Origin of the sequence: Stenotrophomonas sp. SORGH_AS_0282, assembly GCF_030818125.1 — a bacterium.
Taxonomy (GTDB): domain Bacteria; phylum Pseudomonadota; class Gammaproteobacteria; order Xanthomonadales; family Xanthomonadaceae; genus Stenotrophomonas; species Stenotrophomonas rhizophila_A.
This window is the reverse complement of sequence record NZ_JAUTAB010000001.1, coordinates 3,809,101-3,832,094: the sequence shown is the minus strand read 5'-3', so window position 1 is coordinate 3,832,094 and position 22,994 is coordinate 3,809,101. Positions and strand designations below refer to the sequence as shown.

Sequence of the window (22,994 nt, the reverse complement as noted above, 5' to 3'; positions counted from 1 at the left end):
AAGTAGAGCGAGCCAAACTTGGTGGGACACCTGGCAAGCGCCGATAGGCGATGTAGCAGCTCCGGGCAACCACTTCTATGCGGCAAGAGCCTCTGTTCGAGCCGAAACGTGTGGCCATCAGCTAACAGCCGAAGACTTCCAGCGGCCTCTTAGATAGGATCGCGCGACGTCTGGTGACACCCGCACTGTGACAGAGAGGCCCTTGAGGTCGAAAAATGCACGCCTAAGTATTTGATGTATAAGCACAATACTGGTGCCCCAAGAAAACAGACCGACCCACGTAGTGGAATGTTATAAATAGCGCTCTGTGACATGAGGGGTTAGGAATGCTAGCCGCGCTGGTAAAATCTTTAGGCCCGTGCCTGAGTACCGACCTTACCGAGTTCCTTGTTAGCAAGCAGGGAATGACGCCCGCTGCGGCCCGCCAGCGAGTGAGTCGAGGCCATCCTGAAATCAAGCGGCTCGCTCATCTTCCCTTCGCTAGGAAAGCGCGCTTCATCTACCATCAGGATGACTACGCGTCTCCGCGCTACTGGGAACGACTGTACGCGGCAATTCTCGAAGCAAACGGCCCGTATGCGCGCGGACTGGGAGCTGTCCATGCGCGCAGGGTCGTGCCGGAGGCACATTTCCTCGCTGTGTGTGGAGCGCCGCTCGCTCAGAAGAAGCAAATCTCAGCTGCGACATTGTTGCAGCGTCTCATTGATGCCAACGTTCTAGCAAAAGCCAACGTGCCAGGCTTGGGCATCTGTGTGATGTCAAAGAGAACCTACGAACTGAATCTGCAATGGAACTTCGACAAACTAGCTGTTGAGGCCAGGGCACGTCTCGTGGCTGAGGGAATTCTTCTTGAGAGTGTCAAGGAGTGGCTGCGTAGACTTGCCATCGCCAGCTACAACAAGGTGCAGACCAGGGGAGCACAGATGCCAAGGGTGGGAACCTTTGCATGGGATCTGGCCGCGCCGAGCTACCTTACATCGACTATCACCATGCAGAAGGATAAGGGAGTAAAGCCTGGCTGGGTGGTCTGTGATGTGCTTCTGATCGAAAGCGCTCAAGCGGTTCACGTCGAACCGTTCATTCACAAGGTTCGATCAACCGAGGCTTTAAAGAACATTGGTCGCACTGTTTATATCTTGGTTGCACATGGCTACGAGGCTGATGCATTCAAGGCCCTGCGTGGTGCAGGTATCATCCCCGCTACGCCCGCTTCTCTCTTCGGAAAAGACGTTGCTGATGGCTTCCGTGAACTAACTCAGACGTTGCAGAGGGCGGCTGAAGGTGTTGTGGATCCAGGAAAGTTTGACGCGCTTTTTGCCAAGCTTGGTAAGCTCGAAGGCGCGGTGGGAAACATGCGGGGAGCGCTCTTTGAACTGCTAGTGGCGGAAGTGGTCCGGAGGACAGCTGCAGCTCAAGTTAAGCTCAATAAGATATGCAAAGGCGAGGACGGCATTGCCGAAGTGGATGTCTATTGTGTCAACGAAGGTGTGGAAGCTTTAATGATTGAATGCAAAGGAATCGCGCCAGGGACCATTGTGGATGACGAAGAGGTCGGCCTCTGGCTTACAACCCGAATCAAGCGCGTACGCAATCATCTTGAGCAGATCGATTGGTCCGGACCCGTGCCGAAGTTTGAGCTCTGGACTAGCGGCAAACTATCAGAAGATGCGCGTAGTCGAGTTGAGAAGACAAGAAGTGCCAATGTGAAGAAATTTGAGCTGTCCGTTCTTGAGGCAGGCGACCTTCGAGCTCGCGTTAAGGCGTTGAACGATCTTCCACTCTTGAAGACATTCGAACAGCATTTTCTACCTCAAGCATCGAGCTAAACTGCGCATGGATGAGCGAATACGGCCTTAGTCAAAGGCGGTCCAGGCGATCAGGTCAGGATTCGGCTATGTGTGTATTGCGTTGAAGTATCGGGGGATTTTCACCTCAAACTGCTCGATCGCACCAGGATTTGGTGTCTATCGCATAGGTGCCCTACGTACTGAAGATGCGTGCGTGTACCTTCAGGAGTTGGTGGAGCCAGCAGCTTCAGCTGGTGTTGAGCGAGGAGATTCGGCAACTCACCTCCCATCCGCTCTTCCTCAGCGGCTATCGACAAGAACGTTGAACTCTATGCGTACGGCCAACGAGACGCCGGCTGCCATGACCTTCAATGGTTCTATCGGCTGAAGGTTCCCGTGGAGCTATACTCGGATCCCTACCTACATCGCGTCCTGATCGCTCCACAGCACGTAGCGATCGTGCGCCAGCCCTATCCATGCACCTCGCGGATACCCCGCATGCAGGCGCCAGCCAGCGCCGGTGCCGGGCGGCATTAGTCAGGCCCATCGTTCTCTTGGAACGCGCATTTGGGGTGCAACTTGCGGCGCGTAAACTTGCGAAGGGTAACGTCGGCTGCGCTCCAGTCCATGCCCGGGGCAACTCGGCGCTACTGCTAACCTGCACACACTGATCCGGCCAGTGTCTGCGTCTGAGCATGCAACGGGATACTTTCGAACGGCAGTTTGCCGGCATGCTGGCCGGCAAGAGACGCGTGGTGACATCCTGAGATATCACCATCGTGTGTTAGCGAACCTCAACTAGCAGGGCTGCAATCGGCACCAGCGCATCTTTACTCTCGCGGGCCAGCGTACCGAAGGAACTCGAATGCGGTAGCGCATGGAGCTACTTCGCGGGAATAAGTAGCGGCTTTTCTTTGTCTTTCAGGAGAAAGACCACAAACCTGGCGGGCTTGCTCTGGCTGGCATTGCGGCCCACGGTGTGGACATCGTTCGGGCCTTCATAGAACGTCTCGCCTGCCTTGATGGTCTGCTCAGGCTTTCCCCTCACACCCATGATGATGGTGCCGTCGAGCACGTACACGATGGCGTGCGCATCGTGGCGGTGGACGGGGTCAACCGCACCCGGCGGGTAGTCCACGGTGATGAGCGTGATCTCTTTGCCCGGGTAGTCCTGCAGCGCCTGCGATGCCACCTCGGCGACCACCGCGTGCGGCGCATCGGTTGCATGCGTGCCCCCGTGCGCGATGGCGGCGCCGGAAAGCAGGCAGAGGCTCATGGAGAGAGCGATTGCCGCCCACATCGCGCGCGCGCTCATTGCGTCACCGCCGGTGCGACGGACAGGCCAGCCTTGTCCAATCCCCATGCCTTGTCGAAGGAACCCGGAACGGCAAGGAAGGCCACGTTGATGCGGTTCCACGCGTTGATGCCAGCGATCACGAAGGTGAGATCGGAGATCTCGTTCTCAGAAAGCTGACCGCGAACGCGCTCATACAGTTCGGTCGGCACGCCCTGACTCGGAATGCAGGTCAGCGCCTCGGTCCACGCCAGGCTCGCACGCTCGCGCGGCGTGAACAGGTTGGATTCACGCCAGATCGCCACGTGGTGAAGCCGCAGTGCGCTTTCACCGTGGATGGTGGCCTGCTTGACGTGCATGTCCACACAGAACGCGCAGCCGTTGAGCTGCGAGGCGCGGATATGCACAAGGTGGCGGATGGACGCTTCGATGGAGCTCTTTGCTTCAGCCATGCTGAGTTCCATGAGCTTCTTGGTCAGCTCGGGGGACTGCTGCTGGTAGTCGAGACGTTGGGTCATGGTCTTGGGTCCTGGGAAGTGGCGCGGGGGGACTGCAGCGCGGTGCCACGTTATGCCCGCCCACTCGCCCCGGGTAGACACCTGCGGGTAACGCCAGTGTTTACTTCCGCGCAACAGTGGAAGCGTCACAGGGCAGTGCTCCGGGGCGTCTAGCTGACATGGACAATCCATTCTGCGCATGCGCGCCACCGCCGGAGGCGAGCAACCCGGCCAATTCACTCGCAGACGAAGTGGCGCCGGAAGCTTGGGATGCCTATCTCGACGCCCTGAGTGAGATGACGCCCGGCATCCGCCTGTACTTACTTACGTGGGACCCTCCAACCCGACCGATGGGATGAGCGCCATGAACAGGGATTGCCCCCTATCGAGCCTCCATCAGCAAGACTGGGCGGATCGCCACCCATCCGGCAAGGCAGGTGGCGTCCTATCGACCAGGTTTCCGCTACGGCAGCCCCAAGACAAGTACTGCCGCCGTCGACGCGCAGTTCGGCGCCATTGACGAAGCTGCTCTCACTCGAGGCAAGGAAGATTGCGGCACTGGCCCGTTCTTCCGCCGCGCCCATGCGCCTTGCCGGGATCCGATCATTCATTGCCTGCAGGAAGGCAGGGCGCACCAGTGTGCAGGCGAACGGTCGAGTGTGCCTGGATACCGGCGCAGCTATGCGGGCATCGGCCCTGGCGGGTGTGGGCGTGGCACCCCTCACCCGCTGCTCCGTTCAGGACGACCTGGACCGCGGCACGCTGATGCAGGTGCTGCCATCGCAGCGCCTGCCTGGCTTGCCCTTGCAGTCCATCCATGCCTTCGGCCGCATGCTGCCGGCGCGCGTTCGGCTGCTCACCGACTTCGTCGCAGCTGAGATGCGCGAGCTCCTGAGAGCCTGACGAAGGAGTTACGCTGCTGGGCTGATGGGGTCAGCATATTCACCTGCCCGGAAACGGGCAGCGTCGCGGGAAGGTGGTAGGCCGAAGAGCCGTGCGTACTCACGGCTGAACTGTGAGGCGCTTTCATACCCGACTTCAAATGCAATCGACGCAGCGTCGCGAGGCTCGAACAGCAGCAACCATCGCGCCCTAAGAAGGCGAAGCCGCTTTTGGTACTGGATGGGTGTCATGGCCGTAACAGACCTGAAATGGCGATAGAAGGCGGCGACACTCATGTCGGCCATCGCGGCCAGCGGCTCCACTCGAAATGGCTTGGAGAAGTTCTCGCGGATCCATTGGATCGCTCTTCGGATCTGAAACAGGCGACCATCTGGCTGGGAGATCTCACGCAGTGCACCGCCAAGAGGTCCCTGCAGGGCTCTGAACAGGATCTCTCTCTCAATCAGAGGCGCCATGACTTCCCTATCGCCAGGGCGGTCAACCAGCCGCATCATGCGCAGCCAAGCGTCGGTCATCTCCGATGACGCTTGCGTCGGGGCGAAACAAGCCGCTCGCCACGTCGCGGGCGCCGCTTCTGCGCCGCCCGATATGCTCGCGATGATGGCGGGTTCCAAGGTGAGACTGGTTGCCATGTAGGCCTGCCCGCCTTCTCCTGGAAAGATCTGTCCCGTGGCCGGAATATCAACGGGGACGATGAAATACGTTCCTGCCTCGTAGCGGCGCAGCTGATCGCCGATCGATAGTGTCTTTGAGCCTTGCAGGACCAGATGGAGCATCGGTTGGTAAACCTGACTGGCGCAGGCTTCAGCGTGAACCATGGCGACCCTTGGGATGCCTGTCTCGGTCCATCTGTCCCCCGCCCGCGTGACGATTGAGCGCAGCTCAGCCATTGAATCGTTCATGAGGTTGATCATGGGCCCCCGCGTAGAGAATAGCCAGGCGAGTGATAAGAATAGGCAAGGATGTGCGAGTAAAGGGCACGCGTGGAGGCTCCGGGCCGTCCAATACTGGTGGCCCGGTGAAAGCGCAGCGCCGAGAAGGAACTGCACCAGCTTCCACCGAGTGATCCTACTCATAGAGAACTCAGCACATGAAACTAGACGGAAAAATTGCTGTCGTCACCGGCGGCTCGAAAGGCATTGGCGCCGGAATAGCGAAGGCCCTTGCCGCAGAAGGCGCGACAGTGGTGGTGAACTACGCCTCCAGTAGAAGTGACGCAGAACGTGTCGTTGCCGAGATCGAGCTCCGCGGGGGTAAAGCGCTGGCAGCGCAGGCCGACATGAGCAATTCTGCAGACGTGGTCAACCTGTTCAGCACGGTGAGATCCGAGTACGGTCGCCTGGATATCCTGGTCAACAACGCCGGTGTGGCAGTCTTTGAGATGATCGAAGACCTGACCGAAGATGCGTTTCACAAGCAGTTCAATCTGAACGTACTGGGGTATCTGCTGGCCATTCGCGAGGCGTCAAAGCTGTTTGGTTCCTCAGGCAGCATCATCAATATCAGCTCGATCCTCAGCACCGACCCGTACTTGGCCTCCAGCGTGTACGCGGCTACCAAAGGCGCGGTGGATACCCTGACGTTTGCCCTCGCGCGCGAGATGGGTGGGCGCGGAATCCGGGTCAACTCCATTCTGCCAGGCCATACGAATACCCCGGGAACCAGTGGCAATTTCACCGGCGAGCTTGGTAAGAAGCTCTTGGCAGGCACGCCACTCGGCCGTTTCGGCGAGCCGGAAGACATTGCGCGGCTCGCTGTGTTCCTTGCATCAGATGATGCGAATTGGGTTACCGGCGAATCGATCCGGTCATCCGGTGGCGTGCGTGGCGTTGGCTACTGATCGTTGAGCACGTTCGCAGGCGCACCGGTGCGTGCGCCTGCCCCCTTCTGAAGTTCAGATCCTCAAGCGATTTAACCGCGCCGACTCGCGACCATTCGCGCCGCATCCTGCGAGGGCGGCAGACCGAAAGCACGCGCGTACTCGCGGGTGAACTGGGTGGGGCTCTCATAGCCGACATCAAGCGCGGCTGCGGTAACGCTGGTGCCGCGCGTCGCCAGAATCTGGCGGGCCTGCAGCAGGCGCAGCTGCTTCTGGTACTGCAGCGGGCTCAGTGCGGTGGCGGATTTGAAGTGGCGGTGGAACGCTGACTCGCTCATTGCCACCTGCTCGGCCAATGCCGCAATGCGCAGCGGTTTTGCGTAATCGCTGCGGATGCGCTGGATGGCGCTGCTGATACGGGCCAGCGCCGAATCCGGCGTGGCCAATTGCCGCAGCATGCATCCGTGTGGTCCCTGCAGCACGCGGTACAGGATCTCGCGCTCGTAGGCCGGGGCCAGCGCAGGTATCTCGCCGGGGCGTTCCATCAGGCGCAGCATGCGTACCCACGCATCCATCAGTTCGGGGGTGACGGCGGCGACGTTGAAGGCCTCGGTCTGGGTCGAGGGCTCGCCGCGCCCGGTGGCGGCATCGGTGGTGTCGCACAACAGCGTAGCGATGATGCCAAGGTCCAGCGTGAGGCTCACCGCCAGGTACGGTTCGCCGGTGCTGGCCGGGTGCACGGCACCCACCGCCGGCAGGTCCACGGACATGATGAAGTACGTGGCCGGGTCGTATTCGAGGGTCTTCTCACCCACCGTCATGGATTTGCTTCCCTGCAGGATCAGGTTGATCATCGGCTCGTACACGGCCGCCAGGGCATGCTCCGGGATCTCGCCCTGCACCATGGCAACGCGGGGAATGCCCGTATCGGTACGGCGATTCTCGGCATGCGCCGCAAGGCGGCGCAGTTCTTCCAGTGCGTTGTCCATGTCCCCATTGGACACCCGCCGCAGGGGGCTGGCAAGGCGGAAAGCAGGAATAGGCAGGAATTGGCGAGGATCAGGTCGGCGCGCCGCAGCCGGCGACCCTAGCCTGTGCATATCCCCTCACTGCACAGGACTACCTGCATGAAGCACGTACTGATCACCGGCGGCAGCCGTGGCATTGGTGCCAGCGCCGCGTTGCACTGCGCGCAGCGCGGCATGGGCGTCATCCTCACCTACAACGCCCAGCCGCACGCTGCCCAGCAGGTGGTGGAGCGTATCCAGGCAGAAGGCGGCACGGCAGTGGCCCTGCAGCTGGACGTGGGCAATACCGGTAGCTTTCCAGCGTTTGCGGCGAACGTGAAGGACACCCTGCAGGGAACCTGGGGCGCATCCGCGCTGGATGGCCTGGTGAACAACGCCGGCTTCGGGCTGTTCAATCCGATCGAGACGGTGACCGAGGAACAGTTCGATGGTCTGTTCAACGTGCATCTGAAGGGGCCGTTCTTCCTCACGCAGGCACTGCTGCCGCTGCTGGGTACCGGCGCGAGCATCGTCAACGTCACCAGCGCCACCACGCGTGTTGCCACCGCCGGGGTGGCGCCCTACGCCGCCTTCAAGGGCGGGCTGGAAGTGCTCACCCGCTATATGGCCAAGGAGTTCGGCGAGCGCCGCATCCGCGTCAACGCGGTCGCGCCCGGGGCGATCCGAACCGAGCTGGGCGGCGGCCTCAATGATGAATTCGAAGCCCTGCTGGCCTCGCAGACGGCACTGAGCCGGGTAGGTGAGCCGGACGACGTGGGCCGCGTCATTGCCGGGCTGATCGGTGATGAGCAGGCCTGGGTCAATGCGCAGACCATTGAAGTTGCAGGCGGCTACAACATCTAGTTTGCAACGGGAGTTCGACATGCTCGACCACATTTTCCTCACTGTCACCGACACGACCCGCTCGGTTGCGTTCTACACGGCGGCGCTGGCCCCGCTGGGCATCGTCAACCGGCTCGACTACGACGGCCGGCAGGGTCCACCCGGCCACCCGGACCTGAAGGGCTTCGGCGCAGGCGGGCGGGTCTTCTTCTGGCTGCGGCAGGGCGTGGCGGCGGCGCAGGCGGCACATGTTGGCTTTGTGGCAGATTCCCGCGCGATGGTCGATGCCGCGCATGCCGCCGCGATGGCCGCTGGCGCCAGCGAGATCCATCCGCCGGGCCCGCAGCTGCACTACGACCCGCGCTACTACGCCGCGCAGGTACGCGATCCGGATGGCTACAGCCTGGAGTTCGTCTACAAGAGCTGGCAGCACGGCCATGAATGACGTCGCAGCATCGCACCGCGTGAAAGCCACGGTAGTGGCCTTCATCAACGCGACGAACGCGTTCGATATCGAACGCGCCCTGGCGTTGTTCAGCAAGACAGCAGTGATCGATGACCCATCCACCGGATGCACCTTCAACGAGCACGCCGGTGTGCGTGACTATCTGGAAAAGTACTTCGTGGGTTACCACACGGTTACCCGTCTGCTTTCGCTGGAAGGCCTTGGCGATGCACGTGCACGGGCCCGGGTCGACTTCACTGGCGACTTCGGTCACGAGATCGGAATTCTTCTAGTGGCCATGGATTCAGCAGGCCGCATCTCCCGCATTGACGCCTCACTCGAATAGGGTGGCGAGGAACACACGATGAAAACATTGATGATCTACGGTGCATCCGGCTACACCGGGCGCATGGCTGCAGCGCACGCGAAAGAAGCTGGGCTGAAGCTGGTATTGGCTGGGCGCGACGAGGCCCCGCTGCAGACGCTGGCCAAGCGCCTTGGCGTGGAGTACCGCGTGTTTGCGCTGGATAACGCTGGCGATGTGGACTACGGGCTTCAGGACATCACGGTGCTGCTCAACTGTGCAGGGCCGTTCGCGCATACCGCAGGAACGCTGATGGAGGCTTGCCTGCGTACCGGCGTCCATTACCTGGATATTGCCGCCGAGCTGGACAGCTACCAGCTGGCGGAGCGCCATGACGTGAGCGCCACCAAGGCCGGTGTCATGCTGATGCCGGGTAGCGGCGGCAGCGTGGCGATGCTTGGCAGCCTGGCCGCGCGTGCGGTGGAGCGTGTGCCGTCACCGGTATCCATCCGTATCGCCCTGCATGTAGCGGGCTCGATGTCACGCGGATCGGCGCTCAGTGCCAGCCAGAACGTAACGGCCACGTGCCTGATGCGAAAGGATGATGTACTCACACCGCGTGCGCCGGACGCGTTGCGCGACCTCGATTTCGGCAAAGGCCCATTGAGCTGCTTCCCGGTGACGCTGCCTGATCTGATCACCATCGCCAGGCAGACCGGCGTTGGCGATATCGAAACCTACGTGCATGTCTCCGGCAGCGCGTTCCCCGAAGGCGGGATCGAAGCACTGCCGGATGGACCCACCGCGCAGGAGCGTGCCGACAACCGGTACCAGGCAGCGGTAGAGGTGGTCGGCGCGGACGGTGCCATCACCTGCGCAGTGCTGGACACCGTGAACGGCTACAGCTTCACGCCCCTGGCCGCGATCGTGGCTGCGCGCCGTGTGCTGGCAGGCGAGGCGCGCCCGGGCTTCCAGACGCCTGTAGGGGTATTCGGCAGTGGCTTCGCTGAGACCATCGCCGACACCTGTATCACGTTCATTGACCCAGCCACCCCCACGACCCGCTAAGGAATCCACCCCATGTCATTGCGCCAAAAAACCCCCGATGCCCTTCACGACACACTGGCCGTGGTCGACACGCTGTACCGCTTCGCCGCAGGTATCGACCTGCGCGACCGCGCGTTGCTCTCGTCGGCTTTTACAGAAGACGCCATCTCCGATTTCCGCCCCGCCGGCGCAAAGGCGGGCTTCGAGTACCCCGTGCTGCAGGGGCGGGAAACCATCGTGGAGGCGCTGTCCACGTCGCTCAACGGCCTCGATACCTCCCACTCCTTCAGCAACCCGAGGGTGGTGGTGGACGGCAATACGGCGCAGGTGGATGTGCTGGTCGAAGCGCAGCACGTATCGAGCGTTGACGGCGCACGCCAGTACCTGATGAAAAACCGCTATGACGTTGTTCTGGACCGCAGCGGCGCGGGGTGGGAGATCAAGCACGTGATAGTGGACAACGTCTGGCGGACGGGTGATCCGAGCGTGCTCGCTGGGATCTGACTGATTGGGTGGTCACTAGTCTGCTTCTGGCCGGGAGCGGACGCTCCGCCTAGGACGGGGTTGTTGATCCCGTGGTAATGTCCGCTTCCGACCCAAAGCGAATTTTATCGACTCGTAGACTCATGGAGCCAACCAAGATCGATCCTGTGTGGCCAAATGCCCTCCGTTGGTTTCTCAGTCAGGGGCTGACGCGGTTCACGCCTTGGCACTTTTTGTCCGACGCCTCTGACTTTGCATTCGCCTCCCGCGCATTCCAGCGCGAGGACGTAAGCGGCGGAGAAGTCTTTGTTTTTGCCGGCCGACAGGATTGCGACGACTTCGCGGGTCTATTGGTAGTTGATGGCCGCATCACAGACCGGGTTGTGTACTTCCATCCTGTTTTTGCAGATAGCAGCCAGCCATCGCCCAGGACATGGAACATCGTCTGTGACGCCTACGAAGACGTGTTCGATTTCGTCAAGGCGAGGGTGATTGAGGATATGAAAGACTGGGCGCTGGTCGAAGATGCTGCGGATCTTTGAGCAACGTCCGCTTCTGGCCAATAGCGGCCACGCAATAGAACCAGATTCCGTAGCGATGCTATTTTTGCGCTCTCGGCTGGACGCGCACGACTAACAAAAAGTCATTAAGGCTAACGCCGCTTCGCGACTCGGCTTGGCTCAGGAGTTTGCACGCTATGTCAGGTCCGCTGTCCGTCAATGAGGCGTTAGATCAACTGGACCTTCTCAACGGGAAGCCAGTTGCTATCCGTGGAATCCTGCGCTTCGAGTTCGAGCACATTGCTATTTGGCACTACCCGAAAGCGGAAAGACGTGATGCTGCACCGTTTGGGAAAGCTAGCTCCAGCATTTGGCTCAGCACCGGCTCGGGTAGCGTGCAGCTCAACGAACGGGGCCTAAAAGAGCTGGACGGTCATCGGGTTTCGATACTCGGTACGCTCCATGCGCCAGATCCACTTTTCGGTGGCTGCGGACATATGTCGGGCACTCCTGCAGAAATAATGGTCAGCTCCATTGACCGCTTGTAAGAGTGCCTAACAACGCGGACATGACCGGGCGGAGAAATGACGTGAAGCAGTACCATCAATTGGTAAGAATTGACGGAGGCTCTTTCGCTGGTGATCGCGGCAGGCCCCGGTGCGCTGGCTGGAGGGCTGGGCGGCGCGGTCGGCGGCGCGGTGACTGGCGGTCTCGGTAAGCTGTTCGAAGAGATGGCCAAGTAATATTGCGCGGTGCTGTCGCGAAATGACGCGACAGCACCGAACACATGAGGAGATGGACATGAGTACCTACAAGCGGGCGGTCCTGCTCGGGCTGTCGATGGGAGTTGTTGGCGCCGTCCTTGCCGCCGTACTTTCCCTGCTTGGCTGCCCAAAGGGCATCGCAATTTCGGCAGGCATCGGCGTAGTGATTGCATCAATGGGTACGCTTGCAATCAAGCGTCCCCCTTCGCATTAGGGACGCTCGGAACAACTGTTGCACCCATAGGCCGGTGGCGCTTATTGAGGGGCATCCGTGATGCCTTTGGGTATGGTCAGCCCATTGCAGGCATAAGGGTTGTGGCGTTGCAGGCTGCCGACGGGCCGACTTGCCATGCTAGGCCGCATACTTGCCTCGCAGCGCCGCCATCTCTCGTGCTGACGGCGGTCGCGTGCATTCCCGATGGCCGTCGCACATCCGCACCGATATTGCCGCTATCGCCCAGCACACAGTCTTCCCGACCATGCGGTAGCGCGTAGGTGACCGTGACATCGCTGACGTTGGCAAAGGTGCATGCCGCGTGGTGCACCAGTCCGGAGAACTCATCGACACCGATGTGCGCCTTCCTTCCGAAGTGCCGCTTAGGTATTCGGCATACAAAGGCTAGTGGGAGCAGGGTGGCACGTTGATCGCAGTGACGATCAACGGTCCTACCGGGAAGGCTTCTCACTCCAGGCTTTCGCTACCAATCAGTTGTGACCATACAAGCAGCCACTGCTGGCCGTCAGCGGCCCCCGCCTGCGAAGGCGGCCAGCTCCTCCGCCTGACCTTCGGGGAAGGATTCCTTGAGCAGGTCGAGCAGCGCCGACACCCTTGAGCTGAGCAGTCGTCGCGACGGGTACAGCGCCCATATCTCGATGGGCGGCGCCTTTGCATTTCCCCACGACACCAATGCGCCATCCCTGAGATCGTCAGCAACCAGCGAGAAGGGCAGCATCGCCGCGCCGGTGCCTGCACGAACGGCATCGCGCACCATGGTCAGTGCGCCCAGGCGCAGCACCGGATCCACCGCGATACGCATCTCGCCACGCGGCGTCACCAGGTCCCAGCCGGTGGCATCGCTGGACGGCCGGAACACCGCAGGCGCCGTCTCGCCCAGCGCGGGCAGGGGCAGGTCCGGGTGCGCCACCGCCACCAGGCGGTCCCGGATCAGCACCCGCCCCACCAGCCGCTCATCCGGATCCGGATTGACCCTTATCACCAGGTCATAGCCTTCTTCCACCATGTCCACGGCGCGGTCTTCGGTGGTGACATCAAGCCGGACCTGTGGGTAGCGCTTCACGAATTCGGCGGCAATCCTGCCCAGCGCCATCTGCGAGAACAGCATCGGTGCGCTCACGCGCAGCCGCCCCCGGGGCGTGTCGCCACCTGAGGCAATGGACGCGGCCGCTTCGTCCAGTTCGGTAAGCAGCGTCTCGGTGCGCTCGAACAGCGCCCGACCCTCCTCGGTGAGCTTCAGCGTGTGCGAGCCACGCTCGAACAGCCGCACCCCCAGGCTGGCCTCCAGCTCACCCACGCGGCGCGAGAGTGTGGCCTTCGGTCGGTCCGCTGCGCGCGCGGCACGGCCAAACCCGCCGTGCCGCGCCACCAGGTTGAAGTCGGCCAAGGCCAGCAGGTCCATGTGTTCCACCAGTGAGACAGGTGGTCCAAGTATATGGGCTATCGGCCCGCACGTGGATCAACAACCATGAGGCCTCACCACCCACCCGGAGTACCCCATGACCATTCTTGTTACCGGCGCCACTGGCACCATCGGCCGTCAGGTCGTCCATCACCTCATCCAGCGCGGCGCAAACGTTCGCGCACTGGTCCGCACCCCTGCCGCCGCCGACCTGCCCGCCACTGTGGAGCAGGTGCAGGGCGACATGCTGGATGTGGATGCCCTCCGCCAAGCGCTCGAGGGCGTCTCCACGCTGTTCCTGCTCAACGCCGTGGCCGCCGACGAATTCACCCAGGCACTCATCACCCTCAACGTCGCCCGCGAGGCGGGGGTGAAGCGCGTGGTGTACCTGTCGGTGATCCACAGCGACCGCTACGTCGACGTGCCGCACTTCGCCGGCAAGTTCGGCGTGGAGCGCATGATCGAGAAGATGGGCTTCAGCGCCACGATCCTGCGCCCGGCCTATTTCATCGACAACGACCTCACCATCAAGGACGTGGTGCAGGGCTACGGTGTGTACCCCATGCCGATTGGCAGCAAGGGGCTGGCGATGATCGACACCCGCGATATCGCCGAGATTGCCGCCATCGAACTGCTCAACCGCGAACAGGCGCCGGACAACAGCGCACTGACCCGACTCAACCTGGTGGGCCCGGAAGCACTCACCGGAGAAAAGGTGGCCGCCATCTGGAGCGATGTGCTGAACCGCCCGATCGCCTACGGCGGTGATGACACCGCCGCTTTCGAGCAGAACCTGCGCCAGTTCATGCCGGCGTGGATGGCCTACGACATGCGACAGATGGCCGAGCGTTTCATCAGCGACGGCATGCTGCCGGGCGCGGGTGACGTGGAGCGGTTGATGCAGTTGCTGGGTCGGCCGTTGCGTACGTACGCCGCGTTTGCGGCGGAGCATGCGTCAGGGGGCTGAGGGCGGAGCCTGGGCAGCGGTTGAACCGCTGCCCAGTAAAGTTTCACCCTTCGCCATCTTTAACATCCACATGGCAAACTGACGCTGCTTCAGGGCTCGACCCGCCCACAATTGGTGCGATCGCATTGCCGGGAGTTATTTTGGGATGGCGGGCAAAACTGGTTTTTCGGAAGGTCGCGGAGGAGTCGGAGCAGTCTGGAGACGACCTCGACTAACAGTTCACCCAACCCGAACCAACTTTGCGGGTCGCGCGGCTGATGACTGAATATGATCCGGCAACCGGGTGGACGACGCCGAAAGTTCAATACCTGGCGCCCTCTAGACAAGATGAACAATCGGACCATGGGTCCGTCAAATCGATAGGTATTTCCTATGGGAGCACCAGATCATTCCTTGGCAATACTACGATTCTTCGGGGACGAGCTCGTGCCCGACGAGATCAGCGCGCTGCTGGGGGCGAGTCCAACGGTGTCGTATCAAAAGGGCCAGGAGCTTATCGGCAGCCGCACCGGGATCAAGCGCATCACCAAGACCGGATCTTGGAGACTCAGCGCGGCTGATCGCAAGCCAGAAGACCTGGAGAGCCAGATCTTTGAGATCCTCCAGCAACTTACCCAGGATCTCACTATCTGGGCCTCATTAGCGCGGTTTGAACCCAACATCTACTGCGGCCTTTTCATGGCTAGCAGCAATGACGGGACATGGCTCTCAGGAGAAGCGTTACTCGCCCTTGGTCAGCGTGGGATCGCACTCGGGCTGGAAATCTATGATCACGATGAAGAAGAGTCCAATGCCGGGTTCTAACAGCTCATCTTGCCCTGAGCCCCGCATCAAGCCCCAAATGCACCATCAATCGTGTGCATGGCGCCAGTCACGAAGCTTGCCTCCGGCCCAGCCAGCCAGGCCACCATGCCCGCCACTTCCTCCGGGCGACCGTGACGTTTGATCGCCATGAAGCTGTGCATCAGATCCTTCATGGGACCATCCTCGGGATTGGCATCCGTATCGATGGGGCCGGGCTGAACGATGTTGATCGTGATGCCGCGCGGCCCGAAGTCGCGTGCCAGGCCGCGTGCCAGCCCCTGCAACGCGGACTTGCTCACCGCGTAGGACGCCATGCCCGGTACCGGCATCCTGTCGCCGTTCACCGAGCCGATCACGATGATGCGACCGCCATCGCCCATCGTGCGCGCCGCCTCGACGGAGGCGTGGTAGGGCGCGTGCACGTTGATGCGCAGCAGACGATCCACGGCGTCGGGGTCCTGCTCCAACGCATCGCCGAAGATCGCGATGCCCGAGTTCACTACCAGTACGTCCAGCGGACCGGTGTCGCGGACGCGTGCGATCACCGCGTCACGGTCCGCGCTGTCGGTCTTCTCGGCCGTCGCCCCGGTTTCCGCGGCCAGCGCATGCGCCGCATCGGGGGACCCGCTGTAGGTGAAGGTCACTGAAGCTCCGTCCGCCACGAAGCGGCGCACGATCGCGGCGCCAATGCCACGGCTGCCACCCAAGACCAGCACCTTCTTGTTGTTGAACGTCATTGTTGGACACGCCCTGGTGATTAATGTAACCTTCACTATAGAAATGGCTCGCGGCGGCTGTCAAGGAATTTAATAGTGGTCGATACAAAACAATCTCGACCCCGCGGTCGTCCCCGGGCGTTCGACCCCGACGCTGCCGTGGCCACCGCGCAGCAGCTGTTCCATGAGCGCAGCTATGACGACGTCAGCGTGGCGGACATCACCGGCACCTTGGGGATCAATCCGCCCAGCTTCTACGCCGCCTTTGGCAGCAAGGCGGAGCTGTTTGGCCGGGTACTCGACCGGTATGAATGCGACGGGGCGATCCCGCTGCGGCAACTGCTGGATCCGGCCCGGCCCGTCATCGACTGCCTGGCCGCCGTGCTTGAGGAAGCTGCATGCCGATACGCCGGCAAGTCGGGCGCGTCCGGGTGCATGGTCATTGAAGGGGTGCAGTCCATCGATGAGGACGCCAAGCGGGCGGCCATGGTGTTCCTGGTCGGCGCTGAAGCGGCGATCCGTGACTTCGTCGCGGCGCGCCACCCGGAAGCCGCCGACCGGGTGATGGACTACATGACCACCGTGATGATGGGGCTGTCCACGAATGCGCGCCGAGGGCATGACCATGCCCGGCTGCTGGAGTCCGCGCGACTGGCGGTTGGGGGGTTGGAGCGGGCGGTGGCCGGCCCCGGGTAGCCGCCGCTGGTACTTGGCCAGGCATGTCATAGGGCCGCTTCGTGCGGCCCTTTTTCATGGGACGAAATCACCTCCGAGGTCGATGGCGCCAGGCCGCGAGCGCCTCCAAGTTGCTGTTTTACTTAACCATTCACGGATGGCGCCGGGCATCTGCAGGAAAAACTAAAGATTGGTCCCCTGATGCCGATGATGTGATGCACGGCACACTTTCACGTTTTTTAAACAATTGCGTCATCAGGGGACCAAGGAATGAACAAAGTATTCAAGGTGGTATGGAGCAAGGCCGTGGGTCAGTGGGTTGTGACCTCCGAATTCGGCACGGCCGCAGCTGGCCGCACCCGCCGCACGGCCAACCGCTTGACCACCGGCCCGCTGGCGGCCCTGAGCCTGATGACCGCGCTGGCGTTGTATGGTCCCTCCGCGATGGCGGCGGTGGACATCACCAACATCGGGTTTGAAACCGGCACGCTTAGCGGCTGGACGTATTCCAAGACCGGCACCCAAGGCTCAACCAGTTATGGCACCACTGGTGTCGGCGCCGCGGTGGTCACCGGCATGACCGATTTCGAGGCCGACAACGGCACCCATAGCTGGACGGTGACGCCCTTCGGCAACAACATGGCCTCATTGCAGGCCGGCGCCGGTTCGGACTCGTTCACCACGGCTGCAACCGCACTTGGGTTGGACGCTGCAAGCCGTGCGCTGGTTGCAAGCACGATGGCCGGCTCGCCCACGAATGCATCGTGGCTGTACCAGGACCTGACCCTCGCTGCAGGCGACTACTTCAGCATGGCGTGGCAGTACGTCTCGACCGACTACGAGCCGTTCAACGATGCCTCGCTGACCTCGCTGGTCAACCTCGGCGACGCCTCGGTGTTCGCGACGGTGAACAACCAGAACGCGCAGTATGCGCTGCTGGGTGCCACCAACCTCGGCACGGGCAGCTATTCCACCGGGAGCTATGGTGCAACCGGCTGGCAGGTCGCAACGTACCAGGTCAGCACGGCTGGCACGTACCGCCTGGGGTTCATGTCATTGAATCTGCAGGACACGCAGCTGAGCCCCGTGCTGTTCGTCGACCAGGCGCCGGGCCTGACATTCGACAAGGGCGTGCCCTTCGGTCCGGTCGCGCCCAATCCGGGCAGCGGAGCGCCGACCACGCCGACCACGCCAACGACCCCGACCGGCCCGATCGTAATCGATGGGCCCAAGGGCACCGATGAGCTGGGCAACGAAGACGAGGCCTCGTTCGAGGGCGGTACGCTGGTGGTCGACAAGGACACCAACGTGGATGTCGACTTCAAGATCGACGACAAGCCCGGCACCATCGATCAGAACGGCCACGAGTCAACGTTCACCGGCAAGATCGACGACGCCACCAATGGCGTCCCTGGCTCGCTGATCGTAAAGAACAGCGGCAGCGGCGGTTCGGTCACGCTGACCAACAACAACGGCTACACCGGTACCACCGAGGTCGACGAGAACGCCACGCTGGCATTGTCCGGCAATGGTTCGATCGACAAGTCGAAGAAGCTCGTGATCGACGGGACGCTGGACGTGACCCAGGCTGCTCCGGTCGTGAACATCATCTCGCTGGACGGCAAGGGTGATGTGGCGCTGGGCAACAACACGCTGTCCATCACCGATGCCAACGACGAGTTCGAAGGCACCATCGGCGGGCAGGGCGACGTGGCCATCAAGGGCGGCACGCAGGTGCTCTCGGGCAACAACACCTACGCTGGCGGTACCTCGGTCAGCAACAACGCCGTGCTGCAGGTAAGCAGTGATGAGAACCTGGGCGACGCCGCAGGCAAGCTCACGCTTGGTGGCGGCACGCTGCACACCACCGGCGACGTCAACAGCGCTCGTGACGTCGTCCTTGCGGGTAATGGCACGTTTGATACCGACACCAACACCACGCTGACCAACAGCGGCGACGTGTCCGGCAATGGTGGCCTGATCAAGAACGGCGAAGGTGGCCTGGAGCTGACCGGTACGGTGAGCCACAGCGGTGGCACGACCGTCAACGAAGGTGAGCTGACCCTGTCGGGCCAGAACACCTACACCGGCGGCACCACGCTCAACGGCGGCGTGCTCAACGTCAGCAGCGACGGCAACCTCGGCGATGCCGCAGGCGGGCTGACCTTCAATGGCGGCACGCTGCACACCACCGGTGACGTCAACAGTGATCGCGACGTAGTCCTTGCGGGCGACGGCACCTTCAATACTGACGCCGACACCACCCTGACCAACAGCGGCGACGTGTCGGGCAATGGTGGCCTGATCAAGAACGGCGAAGGCGGCATGGAGCTGACCGGTACGGTGAGCCACAGCGGTGGCACCACCGTCAACGAAGGCGAGCTGACCCTGTCGGGCCAGAACACCTACACCGGCGGCACCACACTCAACGGCGGCGTGCTCAACGTCAGCAGCGACGGCAACCTCGGCGATGCAACGGGCGGCCTGACCTTCAATGGCGGCACCCTGCACACCACCGGCGACGTCAACAGTGATCGCGACGTGGTCCTTGCGGGCGACGGCACCTTCACCACCGACACCAACACCACGCTGACCAACAGCGGCGATGTGTCCGGTATGGGCGGCCTGATCAAGAATGGCGAAGGCGGCCTGGAGCTGACCGGTACGGTGAGCCACAGCGGTGGCACCACCGTCAACGAAGGCGAGCTGACCCTGTCGGGCCAGAACACCTACACCGGTGGCACCACGCTCAACGGCGGCGTGCTCAACGTCAGCAGCGACGGCAACCTCGGCGATGCATCGGGTGGCCTGACCTTCAATGGCGGCACGCTGCAGGCATCCTCTTCGATGACCACCAGCCGGTCGATGGTGCTGGACAGCGTGGGCGCGCTGCGCAGCAGTGAAGGCAGCACCCTGACGGTCAACGGTCCGATCAGCGGCGGCGGCACCCTGGTGGCGGACGGCCAGGGCACGCTGGTGCTTGGCGCGGCCAACACCCACGCAGGTGGCACGCTGATCAGTGGCGGCACGGTCGTGCTGGCGCATGCTGGCGGGCTGGGTTCCGGCGCCGTGGCGATCAATGACGCGACCCTGCGCACGACGGTCGACACTCAGGTGGCGCAGCCGCTGCTGGTGATGGGCGAGGCTACCCTGGATGTGGCCTCGGGAACCACGACGCAGCTGACCGGCATGCTGGACGGTTCGCGCAGCACCGGCTGCTTCATCAAGAGTGGTGCGGGTCGCCTCAACATGGCAGGCACCGCAGTCCTGGCCAATGGTACGTGCGTCAACGAAGGCACCCTCAGTGCCAATGGCGTACTGCTGAGCAATGTGCAGGTGGAACGTGAGGGCACGGTGCGTGGCACGGGCACCATCGCCGGCAACATGCGCGTCGATGGCACGCTGGCCCCGGGTAACTCGCCGGGCACGCTGGCAGTGACGGGTACGGTCGCGCTGACCGACGACGCCACGCTGCAGATCGATATCGACGGGTACGGCACCGGCGCCGGCGCGGGCAACTACTCGCGCCTGCTGGTGTCCGGCGCGGCCGGTCGCTTCGTCGCCAACGGCACCCTGCAGCCCCTGCTGCGCGGCATCAGTGGCAATGCGGGCAACACCTTCACCCCGAAGGTGGGCGACATGTTCCGCATCGTGAGTGGCGAGGGCGGCGTGACCGGCACCTTCGACCGGATCCTGCAGCCGACCGAGGGCCTGGCCGCCCGCACGCGTTTCCAGGTGTACTACACCACCGGTTTCGACATCGACCTGTACGTGACACCGACAGCCTACAGCGCTGACCTGGTGGGCAAGGTCAACGGCAACGGCTTGGCTACTGCCGCTGCACTGGATGCCTTGGTGGAAGCCAGCGACGCCGGCACCACCACCGCAGAGCAGACCGATCTGCTGCGCGCGGTATGGCAGCAGGATGCGGTGGCACTGCCGGTGCTGGTGACCGCCCTGACCGGTGAGAGCCACGCCAAGCTGGCCGCGCTGGCGCAGTCCAATGCGACCGCACTGGCCGACGACGTGACCGGTCGACTGGGCCAGGGTGTGCTGCTGGATGCATCCAGCACGCGTATCGACCAGCTGCTGTGGGCCAACATCGGCTACGGGGATCTGTCGGTGGACGCGGATGCCAGCGCCGACCGCTTCGATGCCCGCCAGCGTCGTGCCACGGCCGGTATCGACGTGTACCGCTCCTCCAACGTGGCGTGGGGCGCTGGCCTGGGTCGCACGACGTCGGAACTGGAGCGCAGCCCGCTGGACAACACGCTCGACAGCAACGCGTTCTTTGCCTATGGCGCCGCCAGGGCAGGTGCGGTGGTGCTGGACGGCATGCTGTCTTACTCGGCCGATCGCTGGGAAAGCCAGCGTCCGGACGCCCTGGGTGCCGATGGTCCGCTGTCCGGCAAGGCCTCGGGTACTACCCGCATGGCCAGTGCCGGCGTCAGTCTGCCCTTCACGGCGGCAGGCCTGAGCTGGCAGCCCTCACTGCGCGGCAACTGGCAGAAGGTTGAGCGCAATGCCTACCGCGAAGCGGGTGACTCGCTGGCGGCGCTGGACGTCGCACGCCTCCAGGCGGAAGGTAGCCGCGCCACGCTCGGCCTGTCGGTCGGCTCGCTGCTGAACGATCCGCTGGCGGCGCGCGGGACCTGGCAGTTCGGTTTGCAGGCGGGCATCAACCACGGCCAGGCCCGCCAGGCCACGGTGACTACCGCACTTGCCGGCGAGCGCGTGGACCTGTCTGCCGCCGAGGCGGGCAAGGCCTTCGGTCGGGCCCAGCTGCAGGGCACCGTGCGCCTGGGAGCGTCGAGCTACCTGTACGGTGGCGTCAGCACCGAGCAGGGGTCGGGCGTGGAGAACAACAGCGTCAACGCGGGCATCCGCATCGCGCTGTGATGCCAGGCAGCGGGAGGGCACTGCCTTCCCGCTGCGGCATGCAATCGAGGCCGCGCAGCCCATTGGGGTGCGCGGCCTTTCCTTTGATTGGTGTCCGAGTTCAATCGGTTGATCGCTTGTCGAGAACTCTAAACTCGGATACGCAGACCTCCGCCGCACTTGATGGTCCGTCACGACCAACGGTCGTGACCTACCGGATGCGGAGTCAGCGGCTACGTCCCATTCGGCCGCGTGCCAGTCCCGTGCGTTAGATCACTGCGATCTTGGCCTTGGCCAGCGCCTCTCGCACCATCCCGTCGTTGGCTTCCGTCACGGGCCGGGTCAGCTCCCAGTGGAACTTCACCCGGAACCCTGCCTTCATCGCGTCCTGCGCACTCCACAGCACGCAGTAATCGCGCGCCAACCCGCACACATGCACCTCGCGGATGCCACGCTCGTGCAGCCAGCCGGCCAGCCCGGTGGCGGGGCGGGTGCCGTCGGGCCCATGGTTCTCCCGGAATGCACTATAGGAGTCCACCTCACGGCGGGTGCCCTTGCGCAGGATCAGGTTGGCGACGGTCCAGTCCACGCCCGGGTGCAGCACGGCGCCCTGGCTGCCCTGCACACAGTGGTTCGGCCATAAGGTCTGCGGCTGCGCGTGCAGCAGGATGGTCTCGAACGGGAGCTTGCCGGGATGCTGGCTGGCGAACGACGCGTGGTCGGCCGGGTGCCAGTCCTGGGTTGCCACCACCGTGCGGTAGCGGCGTTCCGCCAACAGGTCGGCGATTGGCGACACCAACGCATCGCCGTCTTCGCAGGCCAGCGCGCCACCGGGCATGAAGTCCGGCTGCAGGTCGATTACCAGCAGGGCCACATCGGCGGGCAGGGCGGTCATGGCAGGTCCAGCGCAACGAAAGAGGGGCAACCAGCGTGGCGGCCCCCCGCGCGTACGTCAATCGCCCTTGGGCGTGTCGTTGTCCTGGCCGTAATACAACAGCCCGATCTTGATCCGCTCGCGCTGGTTCTCCCGGCGGTGCCGATTGGCATCCCGCAGCGAGTACACGCAGCCGCAGTACTCCTGCTGGTAGAACTGCTCGCGCTTGCTGATCTCCACCATGCGCGCGGCCCCACCGCCCTTGCGCCAGTTGTAGTCCCAGTACTGGATGCCGGGGTAGTGGGCGGCGGCACGGTGGCCGCAGTCGTTGATCTGGTTCATGTCCTTCCAGCGCGATATGCCCAGCGAGCTGCTGATCACCGGAAAGCCATGCTCATGCGCGTACAGCGCGGTGCGCACGAAGCGCATGTCGAAGCACATGGTGCAGCGGATGCCGCGCTCGGGTTCGTTCTCCATGCCACGGGCGCGGGCGAACCAGTTGTCGGTGTCGTAGTCCGCGTCGATGAAGGGCACGCCATGCTGCTCGGCGAAGCGGATGTTCTCCTGCTTGCGCAGCTCGTACTCGCGTGCCGGGTGGATGTTGGGGTTGTAGAAGAAGATCGTGTAGTCGATCCCGGAAGCGGTGATGGCCTCCATGACCTCGCCGGAGCAGGGCGCACAGCACGAATGCAGCAACAGCTTGTCGTGGCCACCTGGCAGGGTGAGGGTGGGGCGGATGAAATCGGTCAT

The 22,994-nt window shown here is 62.9% G+C and carries 25 protein-coding genes and 1 pseudogene; 16 read left to right on the top strand and 10 right to left on the bottom strand.

Features of this window, described 5'->3' with window-relative positions:
• The first annotated feature begins 326 nt into the window (after window positions 1-326).
• Entirely contained in the window at window positions 327-1,826 is a 1,500-nt protein-coding gene (locus QE395_RS17400) for a hypothetical protein (RefSeq protein WP_306990059.1), read from the top strand.
• Window positions 1,827-2,670: 844 nt separating this feature from the next.
• On the opposite strand, the gene QE395_RS17395 is transcribed toward QE395_RS17400, so the two are convergent.
• From QE395_RS17395 to QE395_RS17385, 3 genes are all read right to left on the bottom strand, one after another.
• Window positions 2,671-3,102: a cupin domain-containing protein gene (locus QE395_RS17395; protein ID WP_306990057.1), complete on the bottom strand. Its 432-nt coding sequence runs from the start codon at window positions 3,100-3,102 to the stop codon at window positions 2,671-2,673.
• Window positions 3,099-3,599, bottom strand: coding sequence for a carboxymuconolactone decarboxylase family protein (locus QE395_RS17390; protein WP_217537712.1), 501 nt, complete (start codon window positions 3,597-3,599; stop codon window positions 3,099-3,101). Before QE395_RS17390 ends, QE395_RS17395 begins: the two co-directional genes overlap by 4 nt.
• 299 nt (window positions 3,600-3,898) lie before the next feature.
• Window positions 3,899-4,162: an SDR family oxidoreductase gene (locus QE395_RS17385; protein WP_306990055.1), complete on the bottom strand. Its 264-nt coding sequence runs from the start codon at window positions 4,160-4,162 to the stop codon at window positions 3,899-3,901.
• Here QE395_RS17385 and QE395_RS17380 point away from each other — a divergent pair.
• Window positions 4,095-4,481: a LysR substrate-binding domain-containing protein gene (locus QE395_RS17380; RefSeq protein WP_306990053.1), complete on the top strand. Its 387-nt coding sequence runs from the start codon at window positions 4,095-4,097 to the stop codon at window positions 4,479-4,481. The genes QE395_RS17385 and QE395_RS17380 overlap by 68 nt on opposite strands.
• Window positions 4,482-4,489: 8 nt before the next feature.
• Here the strand turns inward: QE395_RS17380 and QE395_RS17375 are convergent, their stop codons facing one another.
• Window positions 4,490-5,395, bottom strand: coding sequence for an AraC family transcriptional regulator (locus tag QE395_RS17375; RefSeq protein ID WP_208856122.1), 906 nt, complete (start codon window positions 5,393-5,395; stop codon window positions 4,490-4,492).
• A gap of 176 nt (window positions 5,396-5,571) precedes the next feature.
• On the opposite strand from QE395_RS17375, the gene QE395_RS17370 reads away from it, so the two are divergent.
• Window positions 5,572-6,321 carry a glucose 1-dehydrogenase gene (locus QE395_RS17370; protein WP_068848441.1) on the top strand — a complete coding sequence of 250 codons (750 nt, stop codon included), beginning with the start codon at window positions 5,572-5,574 and terminating at the stop codon, window positions 6,319-6,321.
• Window positions 6,322-6,392: 71 nt separating this feature from the next.
• On the opposite strand, the gene QE395_RS17365 is transcribed toward QE395_RS17370, so the two are convergent.
• On the bottom strand, window positions 6,393-7,289 hold the full coding sequence (locus tag QE395_RS17365; RefSeq protein ID WP_283938966.1) for an AraC family transcriptional regulator: 897 nt from the start codon (window positions 7,287-7,289) through the stop codon (window positions 6,393-6,395).
• A gap of 138 nt (window positions 7,290-7,427) precedes the next feature.
• Here QE395_RS17365 and QE395_RS17360 point away from each other — a divergent pair, with 138 nt between their 5' ends.
• From QE395_RS17360 to QE395_RS17320, 9 genes are all read left to right on the top strand, one after another.
• A complete protein-coding gene (locus tag QE395_RS17360; RefSeq protein ID WP_306990049.1) occupies window positions 7,428-8,171 on the top strand; it encodes an SDR family oxidoreductase in 744 nt (247 codons plus the stop codon).
• Between the two features lie 19 nt (window positions 8,172-8,190).
• The gene (locus QE395_RS17355) at window positions 8,191-8,595 is read left to right on the top strand and encodes a VOC family protein (protein ID WP_306990048.1); all 405 of its coding nucleotides are present in this window, start codon (window positions 8,191-8,193) and stop codon (window positions 8,593-8,595) included.
• Complete coding sequence (locus QE395_RS17350; protein ID WP_306990046.1) at window positions 8,588-8,941, top strand: nuclear transport factor 2 family protein; 354 nt, start codon at window positions 8,588-8,590, stop codon at window positions 8,939-8,941. The genes QE395_RS17355 and QE395_RS17350 overlap by 8 nt, the downstream gene beginning before the upstream one ends.
• 18 nt (window positions 8,942-8,959) lie before the next feature.
• Complete coding sequence (locus tag QE395_RS17345; protein ID WP_306990044.1) at window positions 8,960-9,967, top strand: saccharopine dehydrogenase NADP-binding domain-containing protein; 1,008 nt, start codon at window positions 8,960-8,962, stop codon at window positions 9,965-9,967.
• A gap of 12 nt (window positions 9,968-9,979) precedes the next feature.
• Complete coding sequence (locus QE395_RS17340) at window positions 9,980-10,450, top strand: nuclear transport factor 2 family protein (protein ID WP_306990042.1); 471 nt, start codon at window positions 9,980-9,982, stop codon at window positions 10,448-10,450.
• 77 nt (window positions 10,451-10,527) lie between these two features.
• The gene (locus QE395_RS17335; RefSeq protein WP_306990040.1) at window positions 10,528-10,971 is read left to right on the top strand and encodes a hypothetical protein; all 444 of its coding nucleotides are present in this window, start codon (window positions 10,528-10,530) and stop codon (window positions 10,969-10,971) included.
• A 155-nt stretch (window positions 10,972-11,126) separates the two neighbouring features.
• A complete protein-coding gene (locus QE395_RS17330; RefSeq protein ID WP_306990038.1) occupies window positions 11,127-11,477 on the top strand; it encodes a hypothetical protein in 351 nt (116 codons plus the stop codon).
• A 69-nt stretch (window positions 11,478-11,546) separates the two neighbouring features.
• Window positions 11,547-11,672, top strand: coding sequence for a hypothetical protein (locus tag QE395_RS17325; RefSeq protein WP_306990036.1), 126 nt, complete (start codon window positions 11,547-11,549; stop codon window positions 11,670-11,672).
• Window positions 11,673-11,730: 58 nt separating this feature from the next.
• Complete coding sequence (locus QE395_RS17320; RefSeq protein WP_306990033.1) at window positions 11,731-11,907, top strand: hypothetical protein; 177 nt, start codon at window positions 11,731-11,733, stop codon at window positions 11,905-11,907.
• Window positions 11,908-12,050: 143 nt separating this feature from the next.
• On the opposite strand, the pseudogene QE395_RS17315 reads toward QE395_RS17320, so the two are convergent.
• Window positions 12,051-12,283, bottom strand: a pseudogene (locus tag QE395_RS17315) (transposase); the annotation flags it as partial.
• Window positions 12,284-12,433: 150 nt separating this feature from the next.
• On the bottom strand, window positions 12,434-13,330 hold the full coding sequence (locus QE395_RS17310; RefSeq protein ID WP_306990031.1) for a LysR family transcriptional regulator: 897 nt from the start codon (window positions 13,328-13,330) through the stop codon (window positions 12,434-12,436).
• A 97-nt stretch (window positions 13,331-13,427) separates the two neighbouring features.
• Here QE395_RS17310 and QE395_RS17305 point away from each other — a divergent pair, with 97 nt between their 5' ends.
• Window positions 13,428-14,297, top strand: coding sequence for an NmrA/HSCARG family protein (locus tag QE395_RS17305; RefSeq protein WP_306990029.1), 870 nt, complete (start codon window positions 13,428-13,430; stop codon window positions 14,295-14,297).
• Window positions 14,298-14,669: 372 nt separating this feature from the next.
• Window positions 14,670-15,101 (top strand): DUF4279 domain-containing protein, encoded by a 432-nt coding sequence (locus QE395_RS17300; RefSeq protein WP_306990028.1) that lies wholly within the window; start codon window positions 14,670-14,672, stop codon window positions 15,099-15,101.
• Between the two features lie 26 nt (window positions 15,102-15,127).
• Here QE395_RS17300 and bdcA read toward each other — a convergent pair whose 3' ends face one another.
• Window positions 15,128-15,838, bottom strand: a complete 711-nt coding sequence (bdcA, locus tag QE395_RS17295) for an SDR family oxidoreductase (protein ID WP_306990026.1) — start codon at window positions 15,836-15,838, stop codon at window positions 15,128-15,130.
• Between the two features lie 75 nt (window positions 15,839-15,913).
• On the opposite strand from bdcA, the gene QE395_RS17290 reads away from it, so the two are divergent.
• Together QE395_RS17290 and QE395_RS17285 are read left to right on the top strand one after the other, a co-directional pair.
• Window positions 15,914-16,513, top strand: coding sequence for a TetR/AcrR family transcriptional regulator (locus QE395_RS17290; protein ID WP_306990024.1), 600 nt, complete (start codon window positions 15,914-15,916; stop codon window positions 16,511-16,513).
• A 249-nt stretch (window positions 16,514-16,762) separates the two neighbouring features.
• Window positions 16,763-21,391 carry an autotransporter-associated beta strand repeat-containing protein gene (locus QE395_RS17285; RefSeq protein WP_306990022.1) on the top strand — a complete coding sequence of 1,543 codons (4,629 nt, stop codon included), beginning with the start codon at window positions 16,763-16,765 and terminating at the stop codon, window positions 21,389-21,391.
• Between the two features lie 247 nt (window positions 21,392-21,638).
• Here the strand turns inward: QE395_RS17285 and pncA are convergent, their stop codons facing one another.
• Window positions 21,639-22,265, bottom strand: coding sequence for a bifunctional nicotinamidase/pyrazinamidase (pncA, locus tag QE395_RS17280; RefSeq protein ID WP_249833527.1), 627 nt, complete (start codon window positions 22,263-22,265; stop codon window positions 21,639-21,641).
• Between the two features lie 57 nt (window positions 22,266-22,322).
• Window positions 22,323-22,994 carry an epoxyqueuosine reductase QueH gene (locus QE395_RS17275; protein WP_093535527.1) on the bottom strand — a complete coding sequence of 224 codons (672 nt, stop codon included), beginning with the start codon at window positions 22,992-22,994 and terminating at the stop codon, window positions 22,323-22,325.